Origin of the sequence: Candidatus Enterococcus murrayae, assembly GCF_017315985.1 — a bacterium.
GTDB lineage: Bacteria > Bacillota > Bacilli > Lactobacillales > Enterococcaceae > Enterococcus_A > Enterococcus_A murrayae.
In genome coordinates, this window is the sequence record NZ_JAFLVR010000012.1 from 1 (window position 1) to 18,837 (window position 18,837).

The window sequence follows — 18,837 nt, forward strand, 5'->3', positions numbered from 1 at the left end:
TAGAATGGTTCTAGCTAGCTTTTCAGCATCACGATTTCTTTTCTGACTAGCCATAATAAAATCACCTCTTAGCTTCATTTTAGAAAAAGAAAAACTGTGAAGCAACCACCTGCCTAGGATTAGTGGTTACTTACACAGTTAATATTACACTCTCTATCTATTTAAAAAAACAGGTACTGTCAATAATAAGACAGTACCTGTTTTTTTACTCTACCTCGATTTTCTGTCGCTGTGCTTTAATGATGACAAGTTCAGCGTCAGCTAACACATAAATCCCTTGCACATCACCTGTGTTTAGTGCAGCAATGGCTTCATTAGAAAAGTGCAGGGAGCTTGTTTCAAAGCTCAGCTCTTTTTTCCCATCTGTTACGGTGAAGGTTTTTGTCGCTGGTTGATTGATCAATTTGAATTGTTTGGGCATTGATTCAAGCTTGCCTAAGTTCTCTTCGATGATGAGATCCTCGACTTTTTGATAGCGAGAGACAAGGAACTGATTTTCTTGTTTGGTTACCAAGATAGCAGCAAAATGACTGTCATTGATCAAACTCAAAATACCAATTTTCCCATTATTGATGGCGGTGGTGTCTGCAACATCGACAGTGAATGCTTCTGCCTTTTCTGTTTGCCGAATTCCTAGAAAGGCGGGTGTTGCTTCTTGCTCAATAGTTGTTGAACGTCCTTTTAGGGTCAAGGTGCCGTTTTGCAAAACGATATTTTCCTTCAGCGAATCACGTAAGCTTAGCCATTCAGGATTTAAAGCAGGCTGTTGGAAGGTATCGCAAAAGGCAACGGCTTTCTGTTCATTGGTTAGAGCACTCTGATGTTTTGGGAAGCCTGTCATATCGACGGTTTCGCTTGGAATCCCGTTATTGATTTCAGGCCATTCGCCTTCCCAGTTGACTGGGTAAAGCAGGGTCTCGCGTCCCATATTGGTAATCTGCTTGAAGCCGATCGTCGAAGGCCGTGTTCCTAAACATGTCAGCCACCAATTTCCTTGAACATCTTGAAACAAGTCAGCATGCCCGATGTTCTGCAAGGGTTCATTTGCCCGATCACGGTTTGTAAAGATTGGATTGATGCCACCTGTATCTTCAAACGGTCCCCAAAGATTTTTTGATTGAAACATCGTGATCATATGTCCTACACCAGTACCGCCTTCAGCGGCAAGAAGGTAGTAGGAGTTGTTTCTTTTTATAATATGCGGCCCTTCAACATCTCGTCCGCCCGTCCCCATACTAATGACTTCTGGTCCTCTGACAATTTTTCCAGTTGAAAGCTCGATTTCTGCTTGCTGGATAGCTTTTGTCCCTTTTTCGTCAATATACCCAGTGAAGGTGACATAGGTCTGCCCATTCTCATGATATAGATCAGGGTCTATCCCCATAATGTCAATTTCTACTCGCTGTTTTTCCCAAACGATTTCGCCAGTATCTATTAAGCGGCCTTTAATAATAAAGTTCTTGAACTCGGCAAAGTTTGTCGTGATGACATAGAAATGATCATTGAAAAAGCGAATACAAACGGCGAAAATTCCTTCATTAGACTTAGCCTTCGATAAATCTGCTTGTTCTTTCGATTCAGTGATTCCAGGTACCTTTGTCCAGTTTAATAGGTCAGTGCTTTTGCTTAATGCAATTCCAGGGAAATACTCAAATGTACTATTGACCATATAATAAGTATCCTTCACTAAGACGATACTAGGATCGGGGTACATTCCTCGTAAAATTGGATTTTGATAACTATTGATCATAGGAAACGCTCCTTTTGCCAGAGGCTATAGCTTGTGCGAATAGTCTCAAATTTTAATTCGGATGTGGTTAGAAAGGGAAGGTCAGCGGTTTTCAGTTCAGGATTAGCCCCAACGGCGACTGAGAATGCGCCACTTTCATTGATGGCAGTAATTCCGGCAATGGCATCCTCGATTCCGATACATTCTGACGGATGGAGGTCCAGTGCTTTTGCTGCAGCGATAAATATATCTGGAGCGGGCTTGCCGCAGGGAACCTTACTCGGATCAGCAATGGCATCAAAAGCTTCGCTCAACGCCAATTTTTCCAAAATGACTGGGCCATTTAAGCTAGCTGAGGCTAATGCGAGCTTCACGTGATGCTGCCTTAGTTCAGCTATGAATGTCGTGATCCCCGGTAGAATGTTCTTAGGGGACAACTGCTTTAGCGAGTCCTTGTAATGTTCATTTTTCTCCAGCAGTAATTGGTGGAACATACTATCGGAAACGGCAACATCAAGATAGTTCAGAATAACATTTAGCGAATCGCTGCGGCTTACTCCCTTCGTTTGTTCCTCTATACTTGGGGGCAGTTCGGCAGCAAAGTAATTTCTTGCATGATCTTGCCAAGCCTTGAAGTGCAGATTGGAGGTGTCAGCAATGACACCATCCAAATCAAATAGAGCGCCTTTAAACAAGAGAAACTTCCTCCCGTTCACTTAGAATAGGCGTCGAGGCCAATACTTCATTAATTTGCGCAAGCTTTTCCGGTGAAATTTGAATAAAAGGTAAGAGGGTATTCAGTTTAGTCAATGACATAGTACCCAATCCACCTTGAACAGCACCCGGATCGGCTCTAAAGAAATTTAATACAGGGTCAATTGCATCGATTTTTTCAACCAGCAGCGCATCCGCCATGATTTCCGCCGCCGTTGTTTCGCTGTGATAATGTTCGACGTAATCTTCAGAAGGAATATAGCTGATCGCATACGTACCGCAGGAAAGAGAGAAGTGCCCGTTGGTTTTAAGCTCGCCGTTTACTGTAACAGAAGCATTTTCTGATCTAGGCAATTCAACATTCAAGGTAGTGCCAAATGGAACTTTCAAATGAATGTTAATTGTGTGTTCTTTGTCTGCTTCGATCTGATAGTCCGCAGCGATTCTTCCATAAGGTGTGTCGAAATGCCCACTGACTTGTTTCAAACGATAATCGAAAAGCGGCGCAAACGTCATTTCTTGATAGCCGGGTTTCGTATTTTGAATGCCTAGAAGATAATTATAAGCCCATTCCATGATCGCCCCGAAGCTGTAATGATTCAAAGAATTCATCCCTTCAGGATTCATCGAACCATCGGGCAGGACAGAATTCCAGCGTTCCCATACGGTTGTCGCGCCAAGATTTACAGCATAGAGCCAGCTTGGAAAATCCTCCAAAAGAAAAATCTTGGCGGCTAGTTTATGATACCCATATTGAGAGAGGACCTGACAAATGAACGGAGTACCAACAAAGCCGGTCTTAAGATGGTCGTTGTCTTTTTTCAGCCGTGCGACTAGATCTTTTACGACCCGCAGCCGTTGTGACTCAGGAACTAGTTCAAAATACAGGGCAATCGCATAGGCTGTTTGAGTATCGATTGCTAAGCGGCCATTTCCAGTAATATATTCCTTCACAATCGCCGCTTTGATTTGTTGCGCCTGCTCGTGGTAGTGAGCTGCATCTTTAGGCAGATTCAAAATTTCAGATGTATCGGCTACGATAGTACTAGAGTAATAGTAGTAGACTGATGCGATAAAATCTTCTTCTGTTTTTCCCGTTGGCAAGGCAGGGTTTTCACCATCTAACGCCAGCCAGTCTCCAAATTGAAAGGTTCCAGTCCACAAATCATTGGTGTGGCTGTTCTTTTTGATCCATTCGACCCAAGCCTTCATAGCTGGATAATTTTGGCGCAAGATTGCAGGATCACCATAGCTTTGGTACATATTCCAAGGGATAATCGTTGCTGCATCCCCCCAGACGGCAGCGCCGCCGTCAGAATTTCCCATTGCCGGGGCATACATAGGTACCATTCCATCATGCAGTTCCTGTTCGACTGCAATATCTTTTGCATACTTTTTGAAGAAAGGGAAGACATTCATATTCAAGGCGGCCGTTTTGGAGAATACTTCAGCATCGCCTGTCCAGCCTAGCCGTTCATCCCGTTGCGGACAATCAGTCGGGATGTCTAAGAAGTTTCCTTTTTGTCCCCATAAAATATTTTCAAAAAGACGATTGACCTTTTGATTGGTCGTCTCGATTTTTCCTGTTGTTGCCATTTCAGAATAGATGACCGCTGCTTGGAAGTCGTCCTTCATCAATGATTGGGTATTTCCTTCGACTTTTACATAACGATAGCCATAAAAAGTGAAGTGAGGGCGTACCCATTTTTCCTCACCATCAGAAATGTAGACAAAAGCCGCTCGTGCTTCGCGCAGGTTTTCCCGATAAAAGTTGTCCTTTTGCAGGATTTCTCCCATTTGAAAGACAAGCTTAGTGCCTTTAGGTTCTCGGTTATAAAATTCCAGCCAACCCGTTTGGTTTTGTCCGAAATCAAGGACCTGTTCGCCAGCAGGTGTTTCAAGAATTTCTTGAACAGACAGGCGTTCCATAATTTTTATCGGCAAACTTAAGCGGTCTTGCAGAAGGGACTTCTCTTTATTTAATACTATAGCTGCTTGCCAATCACCAGGTGTCTTCGTGTCATCTAGGTCTTCACCATAATAAATTTCAGATTTTGTGACATTTCCGCTAGTTGTCAGCCAGGAATCGTCCGTTGTGATAATTTCACTAGTACCGTCTGTATAATTTACATGATATTCAGCAATCACACAGTGCTGGTCGCCATAAATGTTCGCCTGTCCACCGTCAAAGCCCAAAGTTCCTTTGTACCAGCCATCGCCAGTAGTGAAAAGCAACTCATGGCTATTGGTCCCTTGGAATGCTTCGGTAACATCGTAGGTTTGAACTTGAACCCATTGATCATAGGCTGTGACACCTGGGGTGAGGTACTCGTCACCGACTTTTTCACCATCAATAGAAGCTTCATAAATTCCCAAACCAGTCGCATATAAACGCGCGCTGGCTACTTTAGCTTTAGGAGTGAAGGAGCCTTTAAAAAGTGTGTTCTGAATCGTTTTATCTGGATGAGCAATCCAGTCTGCCTGAAACGCTTCGTCCATTTTACCGGTCTCAAAAAAGCTTGTTTTGGAAAAATGGTTGTTATCTGCATCAGAAAGTGAAATCTCCACATGATAGCGAGTACGTGGACTCATTTTTAAGGGAACGTCAAAATAATTGTTTTCAAACGGCTGTTTCTCGCTTTGATAAACGGGCTGATTGTAGTCATTCGTCCAAATAGTTACTTGTTTGTTTAGTTCGATAAAGTGATCAGCGTCAACGATAAACTCGATTCGTAAATCATCCAGCTGAAAACCTACAGGCTCGGTCATATGATTGATTAAAATACTTGAAATCTTCATTTTTTCACACTCCTAAAATAATTGTTTAGCGGTTAAGTCACCGCAAAATGGGTCAACCGGGCTGATACCCTCAAAGGCTTCCGTTCCGGTCATTTTTCTAATGACAGCGTCAATGCTTTCCTTATTTCCAGTATAGGTGTTGATGTAGGTAGATACGGCTGGAATATCAAATAAATGATAAGGATTAGCAGTAGAAATAAAAATTGTTGGGATCGACTTCATGAACCATGGTGCATCAGCGGCCATTAAGTGAATCCAATCTAAGCGAGTCGTTGTTTGATTGCTGGCAGTTTCGATATTGGCAATGTAAAGTGCTAAATCAAACTTCTCCTTCATTTCAGCGACGCCTTCCTCAAAAATCTCATGGAAGTTCAAGTGCTGCCGGTCGTATAAGCTCACTTCAAAGCCAAGGGACTCTAGCTGACTTTGAAAAAGCCCTGAGACCTGACCGCCTTCCTTGAAGCCGCCATCATCTGAATCCCCTAAGACGACCATGCGAATTCGCGGATAGCGTTTCACTGTTACCGGCAAAAGCTGATCGCGATCCTTAACGAGAGTGACCGATTTTTTTGCTGCTGCGGCTGCTTTTTTCGCGTGTTCCTCGATGTTTAAATCTAGCGTTTCAGGCAGCTTAGAATCAAACAACCCATGAGTCAGCTTAGTTGCGAGTATTCTAAGAACGGCTTCTTCGATACGTTCCAGCTTCAGTGTGCCATTTTCTACCGCTTTTTTGATGAAGGCGTAATCCTCATCGATATTTTTATTGAAAAGGATCATATCGATTCCCGCATTGATTGTTGCTGGCAGCAGCTCTTCACGAGGCAGAATCGCATTGTAGCCGATCATCGGTGTAGCATCGGTGATCGCTAATCCGTTAAAGCCCAATTTGTCCCGCAACAGTCCGTCAATCAAGAGTTTTGAAGCAGAAGCAGGTTTTAAATCCGCGTCCGCTATTTTTGGAGACAGCTTTCTTTCCCAAGCCGGCTGCAGGATATGACCGATCATGATACTGGTAACCCCTTGGTCAATGAAGGTTTGATAAATCTTTCCATAGGAGTCCATCCATTCGTCAGCGGTTAAGGAGTTGACTGTACTTAACAAATGCTGGTCACGCTCATCAACACCGTCACCCGGAAAATGTTTGATGACAGGTAAAATACCATTTTGCTCAAGTCCGTTGATTTGGGCCGCCGCCATTTGGATGACACGCTCTTGGTCGCTGCCAAAGGTTCGCGTGTTCGTGATAGGATTGCGGAAGTTTTTATCAATATCAACAATCGGTGAAAACGACATATTGCAGCCAACCTGAGCGGCTTCGTGTCCGGCGACATTGCCTAATTCGTAAGCATGGGTTGGGTCATTCGTTGCTGCGATTTGCAGCGGCATTCCGAACCAAGTGCCTTCAGAAATAATTCCATTTCCGCCAGATTCCAAATTTGCCGAAAAGAATAAGGGAATCTCACTTGCTTCTTGAGCTGTAGCCAATTGCCGCTTGATTTTCTCTGCTGAAGCAGGGCGATACATCATCCCGCCAGGACGATAGGTTTGAATAAATTCGTTAATGTCTACTTGATCCTCGTCTTGTCCGATGACAAAAAAGAGCTGTCCGATTTTTTCATCTAAGGACATTTTTTGAACGTTGTCTTGAAGCAGTTGAATTTGTTCTTCTGTTAAGTGATACGGTTTTTTTGCTAGATCTAACATGAATGATAAGCCTCCAATGATTTAAGTATACTTGTTCACGCTTTCATTCTAGCTTGGAAAAATAAAGTGAACCATTGCGAAAAAACATCTGAGGTGTGTTCATTTCACTGCTCCTTTCATTTGTCGTCAATTGCGTCTTGCTTGAATGATTCATTCATGAGATAGTTTAGTCGAAGCGCGGAAGGAACATCATAGAAAAAAACGACTTGAGAAAGTTAAACCTGTAATTACTCAACTTATTAAGGAATAAGTGTCTTTTTTTGAGAGGGGATAGGATCGTGGAGAACGAGCTATTAAAAATATTGCAAGAGAAAAATCAACCTCGCAGCTGGGATGAGCTGGGGCCAGAAATGAAGCCAAAGCGTGCAGGTGTGTTGAAAAATGAGCCTGTGTATGAATTCTTTCATACATTGGATGATTCATTAGAGGTCAATCCACAGTCAATTGCGATTTCCGTCCAGCCTATAAAATCTTTTATTCCTTACCACATACACGATTATGTAGAAATAATCGTTCCTATCGTGGGCAGCTGCACGGTCATTACGAAAAATGATGAGCTGAAGCTAAGACAAAATGATTTGATTATTATTGGCAATCATACGATCCATCGTGTTGAGCCGATCGAAGCCGAGAGTGTCGTAATCAACCTAACGCTTAAGGACACAGCCTTCAATTTGAACGATTATCATTTTATGTATGAAGATCGAGTAACAAAAAAAGTGTCCTCTCTGCTTTTTTCGTTGCTCTCAAACGAGACTCAAGGAGAAAACATCTACCGTTTGTTTCGCACCCATCAAGATACTAAGATTCATCTGTTGGTGGAGGATATTATTCAGGAGTATTACTACCCTGATACTCAATCGAATCAAATCATTCGTTTGGAGCTGCTGACACTATTTGGCCGCTTAATCCGTTCGGCCGCCAATGAACAAGAGGTGATCGCAGGCGTCGACGATACGTCTGTCAATTTATTGTCGCTGCTTTTGTATATTGAAAAAAACTACGCTCAGATTACTTTGGAGGAAATGGCTCAGCATTTTGGGTTCAATCCAAATTACTTATCTTCTTATTTAAAAAAACACACAGGGCTCACCTTCATTAAGCTGGTTCATTTGCAGCGTGTAAATATAGCGGCAGAATATCTGACTTATACAAATGCGCCAATTGAACAAATCGCACTGAAGGTTGGGTATGAAAATCCTTCTTACTTCTATAAGATGTTTCGCAAAAATTTAAAAATACTGCCAACTGAATATCGTGAGAAATATTCTTTTCATGCAAAAAAAACCGATTGAGCGCCTTCAATCGGTTTTTTAGAGCTTAAATTTTTGACGGTATTGATTAGGGGAGAGACCGGTCTGTTTTTTAAAATAATGATAAAAGTATGCTTCGCTGGAAAAACCTAAACGCTCAGCGATCAGTTGAATGGTTAAATCGGTCGTATTCAACAACTGCTGCGCCTTTTGCGTGCGAATCATCTGGGCATAATTGGCGATCGTCATTTTCGTTTGCCGCTTTAAAAGCCGGTTTAGGTACTCAGGATTGTAGTGCAGAGACGCTTCGATTTCTTTTCGAGAAATATTGCCGAAGCTGCCTTCAATCAGGTGGATCACGCGATTGACCAGGTAATCTTCTTTGGAAAGATCCAGATCAATTTGCTGCAGCGAAAAAAGATTGGTGTTTTCTAATGCATCCAATAAGCGCAAAATCAATCCCCGCTGAAAATAAGAGCGGCCAATCTTAGAAGTAGCCACCTCCAATTGCAGCGAATCAATAATCACATGAAAGCCAGCGCTTTGATAGGGCAGGCATGGGGTAAATTCAATGTAGCTGCGTTTCCATTGAGAATCTGATTGCAGATTTTGTTGGAGAAATTGAAAAATCGGCCCCTCACCAGAGTCGTTTGACAACAGTTCACTTAGTAAAGTTGGCGATAGGTTTAAAAATACTACATTACAGCCATCCGAAAGAATCTCCCGATGCAAAATCTGTGTGTTCAACAAACAGCCTTCACCCGCACGGAAAACATATTCCTTATCTTCTATAAAGTTCGTCAGTTCTCCTTGCAAAACATACATCAGCTCAAAGCTTTGATTTTTATGTAGCGCTTGGTATTCTTCATCCTCAAATGCGACGATTTCGCCATCCTGGACTTTCGTATAAAGAACTTTTTCACCGATTTTTTGCTTATAAAAAATAGCGATGGGCGTATGTGTTCTGATCTGAGGGATTTCTGCATCGTTAGAATGAAGCTCAGAAAAAGGATTTTTTGTCATAGGACACCTCCAATAGGTCGGGAAAATGCAGTAAACGTTTTCTTGAAGTCGGTATTTTTGATTATATCACACCGGCAGACTAACTAGAATGAAGAATATCAGAGGAGGAACACAGATGCGAGATAAGAAAAAAATAAATCAGCAATGGCTATTTCATTACGGAGAAGTCGGAATGCCTAAAAAGACCGCTAAAAAAGCGCATGCTTTAGGAGGCTTTACCGCACCGTTGAATGAAGAGGCTGGAAAGAATGTGGAATATGGTGCAGGAGGTGAACATTTCTTAAAGCTGATTGCCCGAGGCGATGCGACTCAAGGATTGAAAAATCTGGCTGGAACAGACTTTGATTCTGCACTAGATCAAAGCTGGCAAGCAGTCACACTTCCTCATGATTGGAAAATCAGCCAGCCTTACAAGCAAGACCCCGAGCTTTTAATGTCCGGTTCAAAAGAAGACGGCATCGGCTATTATCGCAAGACCTTTATGTTGTCAGATAGTTACATTGATCAAAGCCGAATCATTTTACACTTTGAAGGGGTGATGCGCGCTGCGGATGTCTGGCTGAATGGTGCTTACTTAGGTCATAATGATAGCGGATACACAGAGTTTTCTTTTGATATCAGTGAAATGGCTAGATATGGGGATGAAGGAACCAATGTATTACTCGTAAGAGCGGATACGACCACTGGGGCAGAGGGCTGGTGGTACGAAGGTGCTGGAATCTATCGAGATGTCTGGCTGGAATTTTTACCGCTAACGTCATTTGATCAGGACGCTGCCTACATTTATACAAAAGAAGTAAATGCTGAGCAGGCTGTTTTGGGTGCGGAGGTATGCATAGAAAATTATTCTTTGGATACCGTCGAGGTCGCACCAGCGATCAGAATCGATGAGCAGGTCCTTCAGCTGGGGGTACAGATGTTACAGCCCTTTGAGAAGAAAACTATAACAGAAACCTTTACTCTGCCGAACCCGACACTTTGGTCTCCAGAAAATCCCTATTTATACGAAGCTGTTTTTCAAATGGAAACGGATGAATGCCGCAAAAAGTTTGGTATTCGCACATTTAGCTATGATACACAAGGCTTCAAATTAAATGGACAGACCTATGAGCTGCGCGGCGTTTGTGAGCATCAGGATTTTGCGGGTGTGGGTGTGGCTCTTACCCAAGATATCATTGATTATAAAGTAAAAGTAATGAAGGAAATGGGGGTCAATGCTTGGCGCAGTGCGCATCATTTTGCTTCTGAAGAATTGCTGGAGGCCTGCGATCGCTTTGGGATTATTCTAATGAATGAAAATCGTTTGCTGGAAAGCACGCCGTGGCGAATAGCCGATCTAGAAAGAATGGTTAAAAGAAGCCGTATGCATGCTTCGATTGGTTTTTGGTCTGTGGCAAATGAAGAGGTCATCGGCAACACGGATCTGGGAAGCCGAATCGCTAAGAAATTGGTTCGCTGTATCAAGCAAAACAATTATGAAAGCCTCGTGGTATCAGCCGAATTGCTGAATCCAGAAGGGATAGTTAACGAAAACTACTTGGCAAATTATGATGTATTAGGTGTAAATTATCCGGAAGCAGATGCGATGGGACCAGGCGCAATCAAGATCAAGGAACAGCATCCGGAGCTTCCGATCATGAGTGCGGAAAGTGCCTCCTATTTCTCTACTAGAGGCATCTATAAAGACAATGAAGAAAACTGCCAGTGCTCCAATTTTGGTTCGTTGTTTTCAATGATTCTGCCTGGAAAGCGCCAGCCAGAGGATCCAGGCGCCGGAGGAACCGCTAAACCTGAAAGAGTATTGAAGTATCTATCTCAACATCAGTATATGGGAGGCGTCTTTCTTTGGACCGCCTTTGACTACTATGGGGAGCCTTCACCATTTGCTTGGCCAGCGATCTCTTCTCAATTTGGTATCGCTGATTTGTGCGGTTTTCCTAAAGATTATTACTATTATTATCAAGCGTTTTGGAAAAAAGAGCCTGTTCTTCATATCATGCCTCATTGGAATGAAGAGGGTCTTGAGAAAACTGCTGATGGCCTTGTGGCGATTCGAGTGTTCAGTAATGCTAGTGAAGTAGAGCTTTTCGTCAATGAAAAAAGCTTTGGGAAAAAACCAGTCGCTGAGTGTATAGTGAATTGGGAAGTCCCTTATCAGGCAGGGAAAATAAGTGTGGCAGCTTATGAGAATGGTCAAATCGTTGCTGAAGCCAGCCATGAGAGCAGCACTGCGATACAGTCAGTCAGAAGCGAGAAAGTGTTTGAAGGAGCTGAGTATACGCTCTATAAATTAGAGGGAATCGATGAGCAACAGCGTTTAGTTCCTACGGCAGATGAGCTGTTATCAATCCGTGTCGAAAACGGTGAAATCGTTGGGTTAGCCAATGGAAATCCAATAAATCAGGATGCCCACAGCTTAGAAACGATTCGTCTATTCCAAGGAAAGGCACTGGCGATCGTTCGTACAGCAGCAAAGCATGCTCAAGTGACAGCAGTGATTCAAAACTAAAGTAGGCAGCGGAAAAAGCCATCTATGAAAAGACCACAAAGCGCATGAATTTTGCATATGGTGAGGCGGCTTTTTCTAGCCTATACTTTATTCATTGGTTGAAAGCGGAAACAAAAATATGAAGGAGTGCAATTATTATGAATAAGAAAAAATTATCTCTTGCTTTAGGTATTTTAAGCATGAACCTTTTACTAATGTCAGGCTCGGTCGTTGGAGCGGCTATCGCGGCTATCTCTAAATCCTTTCCACAAGAACCGATTTCAAAAGTACAAATGCTCAGCTCGATCCCGCAGTTAGGACAGCTGGCAGCAACGTTACTTTTCACTTGGTTGACGTATAAAATGACTAGAAAGAATATTGGTGTCATTTCGGTGGCGATCGTAGCAATCAGTGGTTTGCTGCCGGTCTTTTACAACAGCAGTCTTAATATTATCTTAGCCTGCATGATCGCACTAGGATTTGGACTGGGCTTGATCAGCAATGTCGGACCAGTATTGCTGCAGGAGCATTTTGAAGGGGAAGAACGCGCATCCGTTATGGGTTGGGCAGTTGGATTTAATAACTTAGGAATGATGGGTTTTACGGCAATTGGCGGAGTATTAGGAAGTACAAATTGGCAGAACTTATTCTGGGTGTATGGGGCAGCTATTATTATTCTTCTAGTCGTATTAGTACTAGTACCGAAGGATCGAAAATTATCAGAAGAAGAGCTCTCAAATCGACAAGCTGTTAGCTTTGGGAAAACAGTAAGAAGCTTGAACGGCTATGTTTATGTAATGCTGATTGTCACCTTTGTTACTTCTTTATGTCTGATGATCTTCATGGCAAATCAATCACTTCTGTTGGCTTCAAAAGGAAACGGAACGGCCTATACGGCTATGGTTACAGCTTTAGGAAATGTCGGCGGAATCTGTACGGCATTTGGTCTAAAATACATTCGTCGACTTACTAAGACAGATACCATGGCTTGGGGATTTGTTGCCTTTGCATTGTCTTATATCTGCATCGTCTTCTTCAACAATCCATTCCTGCATATCGCTGGAAATATGTTTTCAGGGATGGGGATCGTAATGGTAAATGCGACGATTCCATTTGAGCTGTCAATTTTAGCGAACCATCAACAGTTTCCAGTTGCTATCGCGATGAACACATTGATTTCGTCCTTAGCCGGATTTGCTGCACCGATTTTACTTGCGGCAACGAAAATCTCAGCTGGAGCAAATTCCTACCTTGCAGGTATCGTGATCAGCGGTCTGATGGCAGTTGTGCTATTGATTACTCGGTTAGGAACACGCATCGAAAAAAAGTCTGATCAAGCAGCTCTCAGTCAGAGTGAAGGAGTGCAAGAGGCTTAAGGGTGTTTAATTCAATGCTATGAAACATGGAAAAGGATCGGATGATTGTCCGGTCCTTTTTTTATTTTCTGCGGATATTAAAATTTGGAAAAACTCTAAAAGGCTGCTGTATGAGAGATGCAAATAAACAATGGATAAAAGAGCGTTGCACATTTATCGGAAGGAGCCTCTGTGAAAAAGATGCTTAAGTTGTTCTGACTTACTAAAATAAGTGAGATTTTATAGGAATAGTAGATTTTTCTAAAAACATATATCAACTAACATATTGACTGTTTTTTCCGACTAATCGTACTCTAAATCATTTTGGAAAGGGGTTACAATTCTGGTAGAAACTGAAAAGGAGGCATCATTTATGCCAATTAATGTTCATCAAAATGGAAAGCTCTTCCATTTGACCAATCAAAAACTCAGCTATTTGATCCAGATACTCGAAGATGGTACACTCGGAAATTTATATTTTGGGAAGAAAGTATCTGATCGAGAAGATTTTTACCACCTTATTGAAAATGAATATCGACCTAACACGGCATATGTCAATAAAGGAGAGGTAGATTTCTCTCGGGAGCATCTTCGCCAGGAATATCCGGTATATGGAACAACGGATTATCGTCATCCTGCTGTATCTGTTTTGCAAGAAAATGGGAGTCGCATAGTTTCCTTGAAATTTGTTGAATATCATATTTATCAGGGAAAGAAAAAGCTCGAAGGCTTACCGGCGACATATACGGAATCAGAGGAAGAAGCGACCACTATAGATTTTATTCTGTTTGACGAGCTGATAAATTTAGAACTAGTACTGAGCTATACTGTTTTTGAAGAGCATTCAGCTATTAGCCGGTCTGTTCAAATACTCAATAAAGGCGTCGAAAAGCTTCACCTTGAAAAAGTGATGAGCTTAAGCTTAGATTTGCCAGATTGCGAGTATGAGATGCTACAGCTTTCAGGTTCATGGGGAAGAGAACGATTTCCTGAGTTTAGAAAACTGGTTTCCGGTGTTCAAAGCATTGAGAGTACAAGGGGTTCCTCTAGTCATTATCAAAATCCGTTTCTCGCATTGAAGCGCCTTGATTGTACAGAACATACAGGGGAAGTACTTGGCTTCAGTTTTGTCTATTCAGGTAATTTTTTAGCACAGGTGGAGGTAGATACATATGATGTATCTCGTGTCACTATGGGAATCAATCCTTTTCAGTTTGATTGGCTGCTCAAGTCTGGGGAGACCTTCCAATCACCAGAAGTCGTCATGGTCTATAGTGATGAAGGCTTAAACGGTATGAGCCAAACGTATCACAAGCTCTATCGTGAACGACTTGCACGAGGAGCATGGCGTGATAAGGAACGTCCAGTCTTAATCAATAATTGGGAAGCGACCGGCATGGATTTTACTGAGGAGAAACTACTTGAGTTTGCCGAGACTGCTGCAAATGATGGTGTTGAACTGTTTGTCTTAGATGATGGCTGGTTTGGTGGCCGCAGACATGAACGAGCAGGATTAGGTGATTGGGTAGCCAATAAGGAGCTATTACCGAACGGAATTACAGGGTTGGCGCAAAAAATTAATGAACTGGGTTTGTTATTTGGTTTATGGTTTGAACCAGAAATGGTTAATGAGGATAGTGAGCTATTTCGCAGTCATCCTGATTGGATCATCAAAGTACCAGACCGACAGGCATCACATGGTCGTCACCAATATGTGTTGGACTTTAGCAGAGCGGAAGTTGTAGACCACATTTATCAGATGGTAGCCAAAATTTTGAGGGAAGCGGACATAAGTTATGTTAAATGGGATATGAATCGTTGTATTACTGAACCTTATTCCATTGCGCTGCCACCAGAAAGGCAAGGAGAGGTTTTTCACCGTTACATGTTAGGTGTGTATGATATTTATGAGCGATTAACGACAGAATTTCCTGATATTCTATTTGAATTTTGTGCATCAGGCGGCGGCAGATTTGACCCTGGAATGCTCTACTACTCGCCTCAAGGCTGGACGAGCGATGATACAGATGCGGTTGAACGAATGAAGATTCAGTATGGTACATCGATGGTTTATCCGTTAAGCATGATGGGAGCACACGTTTCCGCTGTTCCCAATGAACAATCCTACCGAAATGTGTGTCTCAAGACTCGTGGGAATGTCGCTCTATTTGGTTCCTTTGGGTATGAATTAGATTTAAATACACTTTCTGAGGAAGAACGAATAGTTATTCGTCGGCAGGTAGAGTTTGTAAAGGATCAGCGAAAGGTAATTCAAGAAGGAACGTTTTATCGTTTGTTGAATCCTTTTGAAACCAATTATTGTGCATGGATGGTTGTTTCTAAAGATAAAAATACAGTCATTGTCGGTTATTACAAAATACTAAATGAGGTAAATGCTCCTTTTAAACGACTGTATTTAAAAGGACTGGAGCCTGAACAGCAATACCAGCGAATCGATAACGCGCATCTTTATTATGGGGATGAACTAATGAATATAGGATTGATAACCAGCGATACATCCTGTGGTCAGATTATTGATGGACGTGTTCCTTCACATGACTTTGACTCTCAGTTAATCGTTTTTAAAGCAAAATAGAAGAAGGAGTTAAACCAAATAAATTGGTTTAACTCCTTTTTTAGTTATGTCAAAGTAATGGATTGGCCAGTTTCATCATAACGCTGCTGTCTTTCTTGCATCTTTTTACGGTATTGCGAGGGAGTGAGGTTGAATTTTCGTTTGAACGCTTTTGAAAAAACTAACGGATCTCGATAACCGCTGTATTCGGCGACAATTTCAATTGAGAAATCACTGATTCCCAAGAGTTCAGCAGCTCGTGTCAAACGGTACTCTGTGATGTATTGCTGCAAGGTCAGGTCCATTTCCTTTTTAAAGATAGCGGACAAATAGCTTCGATTCAGAGAAAGCGTATGAGCGAGACTTTGCACAGAGATATCAGCGGCGTAATTTGCTTTGATGTAGTCAATCGCATTTTGTACATGGGGGTTGGTTACCTGATTTGTCGTTGCTATCTGCTCTTTTGATTGCTGTAGGAGCGCTAAAAATTCATATAGCAAGGCGGATAGCATCAGTTCTGAGTAGACAGAAGTTTGATCTAAGAGAAATGTTTTTTCGAGGAGCTCAACAGCTTTTTCTAAGTGTTCAACGAAAAAAATTGGATGATTCTTATCAAATCCCAGACCTTCCAGATAAGGTGATGCTAGCTCACCAGTAAAAGCCGCCCAATAGTAATTCCATGGCTCCTCTCGATCAGCTTGATAAAAGGTTAGCTTATCAGGTGGAATAATGAATCCTTGTCCTGCAGTAACTTGATATCTCCGATTATCTATCTGATAACTTCCTTTACCGGATGTGACAATATGAATAATATAATTGGGACGAACTGCCGGACCAAAGCTATGAAGTGCACCACAAGCAGCTTTTCCAGTAAACAACAACTTCAGGTCCTTTTGTGTATCAAAAGCATAGGTCTTAACAAAAGATTTCTCCAAGATATTCACCTAACATTTTCACTGATTTTGATTACATTATACTATATAGAATACGCTTACACAAACGTATAATGAGTTCAAAGGTAAGCGCATACCGAATTTGAAGGGAGTTAGGAAAATGAAAGTTCCGTTTAGAGAAAAATATGCATTCGGTGTGGGTGCATTAGGTAAAGATGCTGTGATTTGTTTTGTGAATACTTTTCTGCTTTTTTATTATACAGATGTGCTGTATCTATCTCCGGCATTTGTTGGAACACTATTTTTTGGCGCAAGAGTCTGGGATGCGATCAATGATCCTGTTATGGGAATGATCATTGATAATACTCGAACTAGATTCGGAAAATTTCGTATTTGGTTAGTAATAGGAACCGTATTGAATGCTATTGTTTTTGTCTTACTTTTTACCACATTTAATTTAACAGGCGGCAGCCTTTATCTTTATTGTACGATTATGTATGTAATTTTTGGTATGACCTACACAGTAATGGATGTACCTTACTGGTCTTGGCTGCCAAATCTAACCAGTGATCCAGAAGAAAGAGAACGAGTCTCTGTCTTACCAAGAATATTCGCTAGTTTAGCGGGTCTGTTGACGGGAACTTTCGGACTTCAGGCAGTCAATCTTTTAGGCAGCGGCGATCAAATGAAAGGCTTCCAGCTAATTGCTGTCCTTATTGCAATTGCGTTTATCATTTTTATTGGAATCACAGTGACAAATGTACCAGAAGCATCGACACTTGATCAGCAAAATGCACCAAAACTGACTATGAAGAAAGCGGTACAGGTTATTAAAAGTAATGATCAGCTGTTAGCTTTTATTGGGCTGCTTTTAACCTTCAATCTGTCCATGCAAATCATGAATGGTTTTATGATCTACTATTTCAAATATGTGACTGGGAATGAGGCCTTGTTCTCGTTGTTCTTTTTCACTATTTTTGCTGAAATGCTGGGCCTGATGCTGTTTCCAAAAATCAGCAGGAAAATCAGTCGCGAAAAAACCTATATCTTAGCATGTTTGCTTCCAGTAATCGGGTTGCTGATTCTATTTGTCGCTGGATTTATCGCACCAACAAATGCCATTTTTGCCATGGCTGCTGGTTTGGTCCTAAAATTTGGTTCCGGACTTTCTCTGGGTGTAACCACTGTTTCGATTGCTGATTGTATCGATTATGGTGAAATTAAGTTTGGTACCAGAAATGAGAGTATTATTTGTTCAGCCCAAACCTTTTTAATGAAATCCTCTCAAGCGGTTGCAGGCTTATTGACTGGTGTCGGGTTATCTATTGTAGGGTATGTGCCTAATGCAGCTCAGTCTGCAACAGCAATTCTAGGAATAAGATTGTTGACTTGTATCGTTCCGATTTTCTGTGTGATTTTCAGCTATTTGATCTATAAAAATTGGTACAAACTAAAGGGACAAAGATTGCTCGATCTTTCAAAAAGGATCACCAAATTTCATAGTGAAGCAAATAAAACTCAAAAGACAAATGAAGGTGTATTAGAAGAAGATGTCAATTTCGAAGTATGATGTGCTTGTTCGGCCAGCCATCACTGTCCTAGGCGTCTGTCTAATCAGTTTTGGTATTGCTTGGATGAGATTTAGCCAGTTTGGAACCGATCCTTTCGTTACAATGAATATCGGAATCAGCCATTTTCTATCCCTTGAGTTTGGCTTCATTCAGATGATCGCAAACATTGCTTTATTAGCTGTTATGCTAAGGTTTAGTCCCAAGCTGATTCACTTGGGAACTGTTTTAGGAATATTCCTTGTGGGATATCTATCTGATTTTCTTTTAAAAGTTGTCTCGCTTCTTCCAGAAAACTATGGGATGAGGATCATCGCTATGTTCCTTGGACTGGTTCTTTGCTGTTTTGGAGTCGCAGTATATATGTCGGCTGATCTGGGAATCGCTCCTTACGATGCGCTAGGAATGGTTCTTGAGAAAAAAATAAAAAGAAGATTTAAATACAGAGAAATTCGAATTTTTACCGATGTTTGTTGCGTCATAGCAGGCTTTTCTTTAGGCGCACCAGTCGGTATGGGAACGGTTTTGACCGCTTTTTTTACAGGACCACTAATCAATTACTTTAAGAAGACAGTAGATAGTTACTTGAATGAGGGGGTGCTGCAAAAGCAAAGGATATCTTAAAAAAAATCAACAGAGTGTCATCAAATACAAATGATGATACTCTGTTTTTGTTTTACCATTGCAAGATTAAGCAGAAAAAGCTGTCTATTTTAGTTTGTGATGAAAATGGATT

The 18,837-nt window shown here is 41.6% G+C and carries 12 protein-coding genes; 6 read left to right on the top strand and 6 right to left on the bottom strand.

What is annotated here, in order from left to right:
• Positions 1–205 precede the first annotated feature (205 nt).
• From JZO85_RS05795 to JZO85_RS05810, 4 genes are read right to left on the bottom strand one after another with little or no spacing between them, the layout of a single operon-like run.
• Positions 206–1,750 (bottom strand): glycoside hydrolase family 43 protein, encoded by a 1,545-nt coding sequence (locus JZO85_RS05795; RefSeq protein ID WP_207107555.1) that lies wholly within the window; start codon positions 1,748–1,750, stop codon positions 206–208.
• On the bottom strand, positions 1,747–2,424 hold the full coding sequence (gene pgmB / locus JZO85_RS05800; protein WP_207107556.1) for a beta-phosphoglucomutase: 678 nt from the start codon (positions 2,422–2,424) through the stop codon (positions 1,747–1,749). Before pgmB ends, JZO85_RS05795 begins: the two co-directional genes overlap by 4 nt.
• Positions 2,417–5,242 carry an alpha-L-rhamnosidase gene (locus JZO85_RS05805; protein ID WP_207107557.1) on the bottom strand — a complete coding sequence of 942 codons (2,826 nt, stop codon included), beginning with the start codon at positions 5,240–5,242 and terminating at the stop codon, positions 2,417–2,419. Before JZO85_RS05805 ends, pgmB begins: the two co-directional genes overlap by 8 nt.
• Positions 5,243–5,254: 12 nt before the next feature.
• Positions 5,255–6,946 carry a glycoside hydrolase family 3 protein gene (locus JZO85_RS05810; protein ID WP_207107558.1) on the bottom strand — a complete coding sequence of 564 codons (1,692 nt, stop codon included), beginning with the start codon at positions 6,944–6,946 and terminating at the stop codon, positions 5,255–5,257.
• Positions 6,947–7,224: 278 nt separating this feature from the next.
• On the opposite strand from JZO85_RS05810, the gene JZO85_RS05815 reads away from it, so the two are divergent.
• Entirely contained in the window at positions 7,225–8,241 is a 1,017-nt protein-coding gene (locus tag JZO85_RS05815; RefSeq protein ID WP_207107559.1) for a helix-turn-helix domain-containing protein, read from the top strand.
• Positions 8,242–8,259: 18 nt separating this feature from the next.
• Here the strand turns inward: JZO85_RS05815 and JZO85_RS05820 are convergent, their stop codons facing one another.
• Positions 8,260–9,222 (bottom strand): helix-turn-helix domain-containing protein, encoded by a 963-nt coding sequence (locus tag JZO85_RS05820; RefSeq protein WP_207107560.1) that lies wholly within the window; start codon positions 9,220–9,222, stop codon positions 8,260–8,262.
• Positions 9,223–9,337: 115 nt separating this feature from the next.
• Between JZO85_RS05820 and JZO85_RS05825 the strand changes: the two genes are divergently transcribed.
• The 3 genes from JZO85_RS05825 to JZO85_RS05835 all read left to right on the top strand — a co-directional run bounded on the left by JZO85_RS05825 (position 9,338) and on the right by JZO85_RS05835 (position 15,661).
• On the top strand, positions 9,338–11,731 hold the full coding sequence (locus JZO85_RS05825; protein ID WP_207107561.1) for a DUF4982 domain-containing protein: 2,394 nt from the start codon (positions 9,338–9,340) through the stop codon (positions 11,729–11,731).
• A gap of 137 nt (positions 11,732–11,868) precedes the next feature.
• Entirely contained in the window at positions 11,869–13,086 is a 1,218-nt protein-coding gene (locus JZO85_RS05830; RefSeq protein WP_207107562.1) for an MFS transporter, read from the top strand.
• A 352-nt stretch (positions 13,087–13,438) separates the two neighbouring features.
• Positions 13,439–15,661, top strand: a complete 2,223-nt coding sequence (locus JZO85_RS05835; RefSeq protein ID WP_207107563.1) for an alpha-galactosidase — start codon at positions 13,439–13,441, stop codon at positions 15,659–15,661.
• A gap of 44 nt (positions 15,662–15,705) precedes the next feature.
• On the opposite strand, the gene JZO85_RS05840 is transcribed toward JZO85_RS05835, so the two are convergent.
• Positions 15,706–16,575: an AraC family transcriptional regulator gene (locus JZO85_RS05840; RefSeq protein ID WP_207107564.1), complete on the bottom strand. Its 870-nt coding sequence runs from the start codon at positions 16,573–16,575 to the stop codon at positions 15,706–15,708.
• 118 nt (positions 16,576–16,693) lie between these two features.
• Between JZO85_RS05840 and melB the strand changes: the two genes are divergently transcribed.
• Positions 16,694–18,103, top strand: a complete 1,410-nt coding sequence (gene melB, locus JZO85_RS05845) for a melibiose:sodium transporter MelB (RefSeq protein ID WP_207107565.1) — start codon at positions 16,694–16,696, stop codon at positions 18,101–18,103.
• Complete coding sequence (locus JZO85_RS05850; protein ID WP_207107566.1) at positions 18,084–18,725, top strand: YczE/YyaS/YitT family protein; 642 nt, start codon at positions 18,084–18,086, stop codon at positions 18,723–18,725. Before melB ends, JZO85_RS05850 begins: the two co-directional genes overlap by 20 nt.
• The last annotated feature ends 112 nt before the right edge of the window (positions 18,726–18,837 follow it).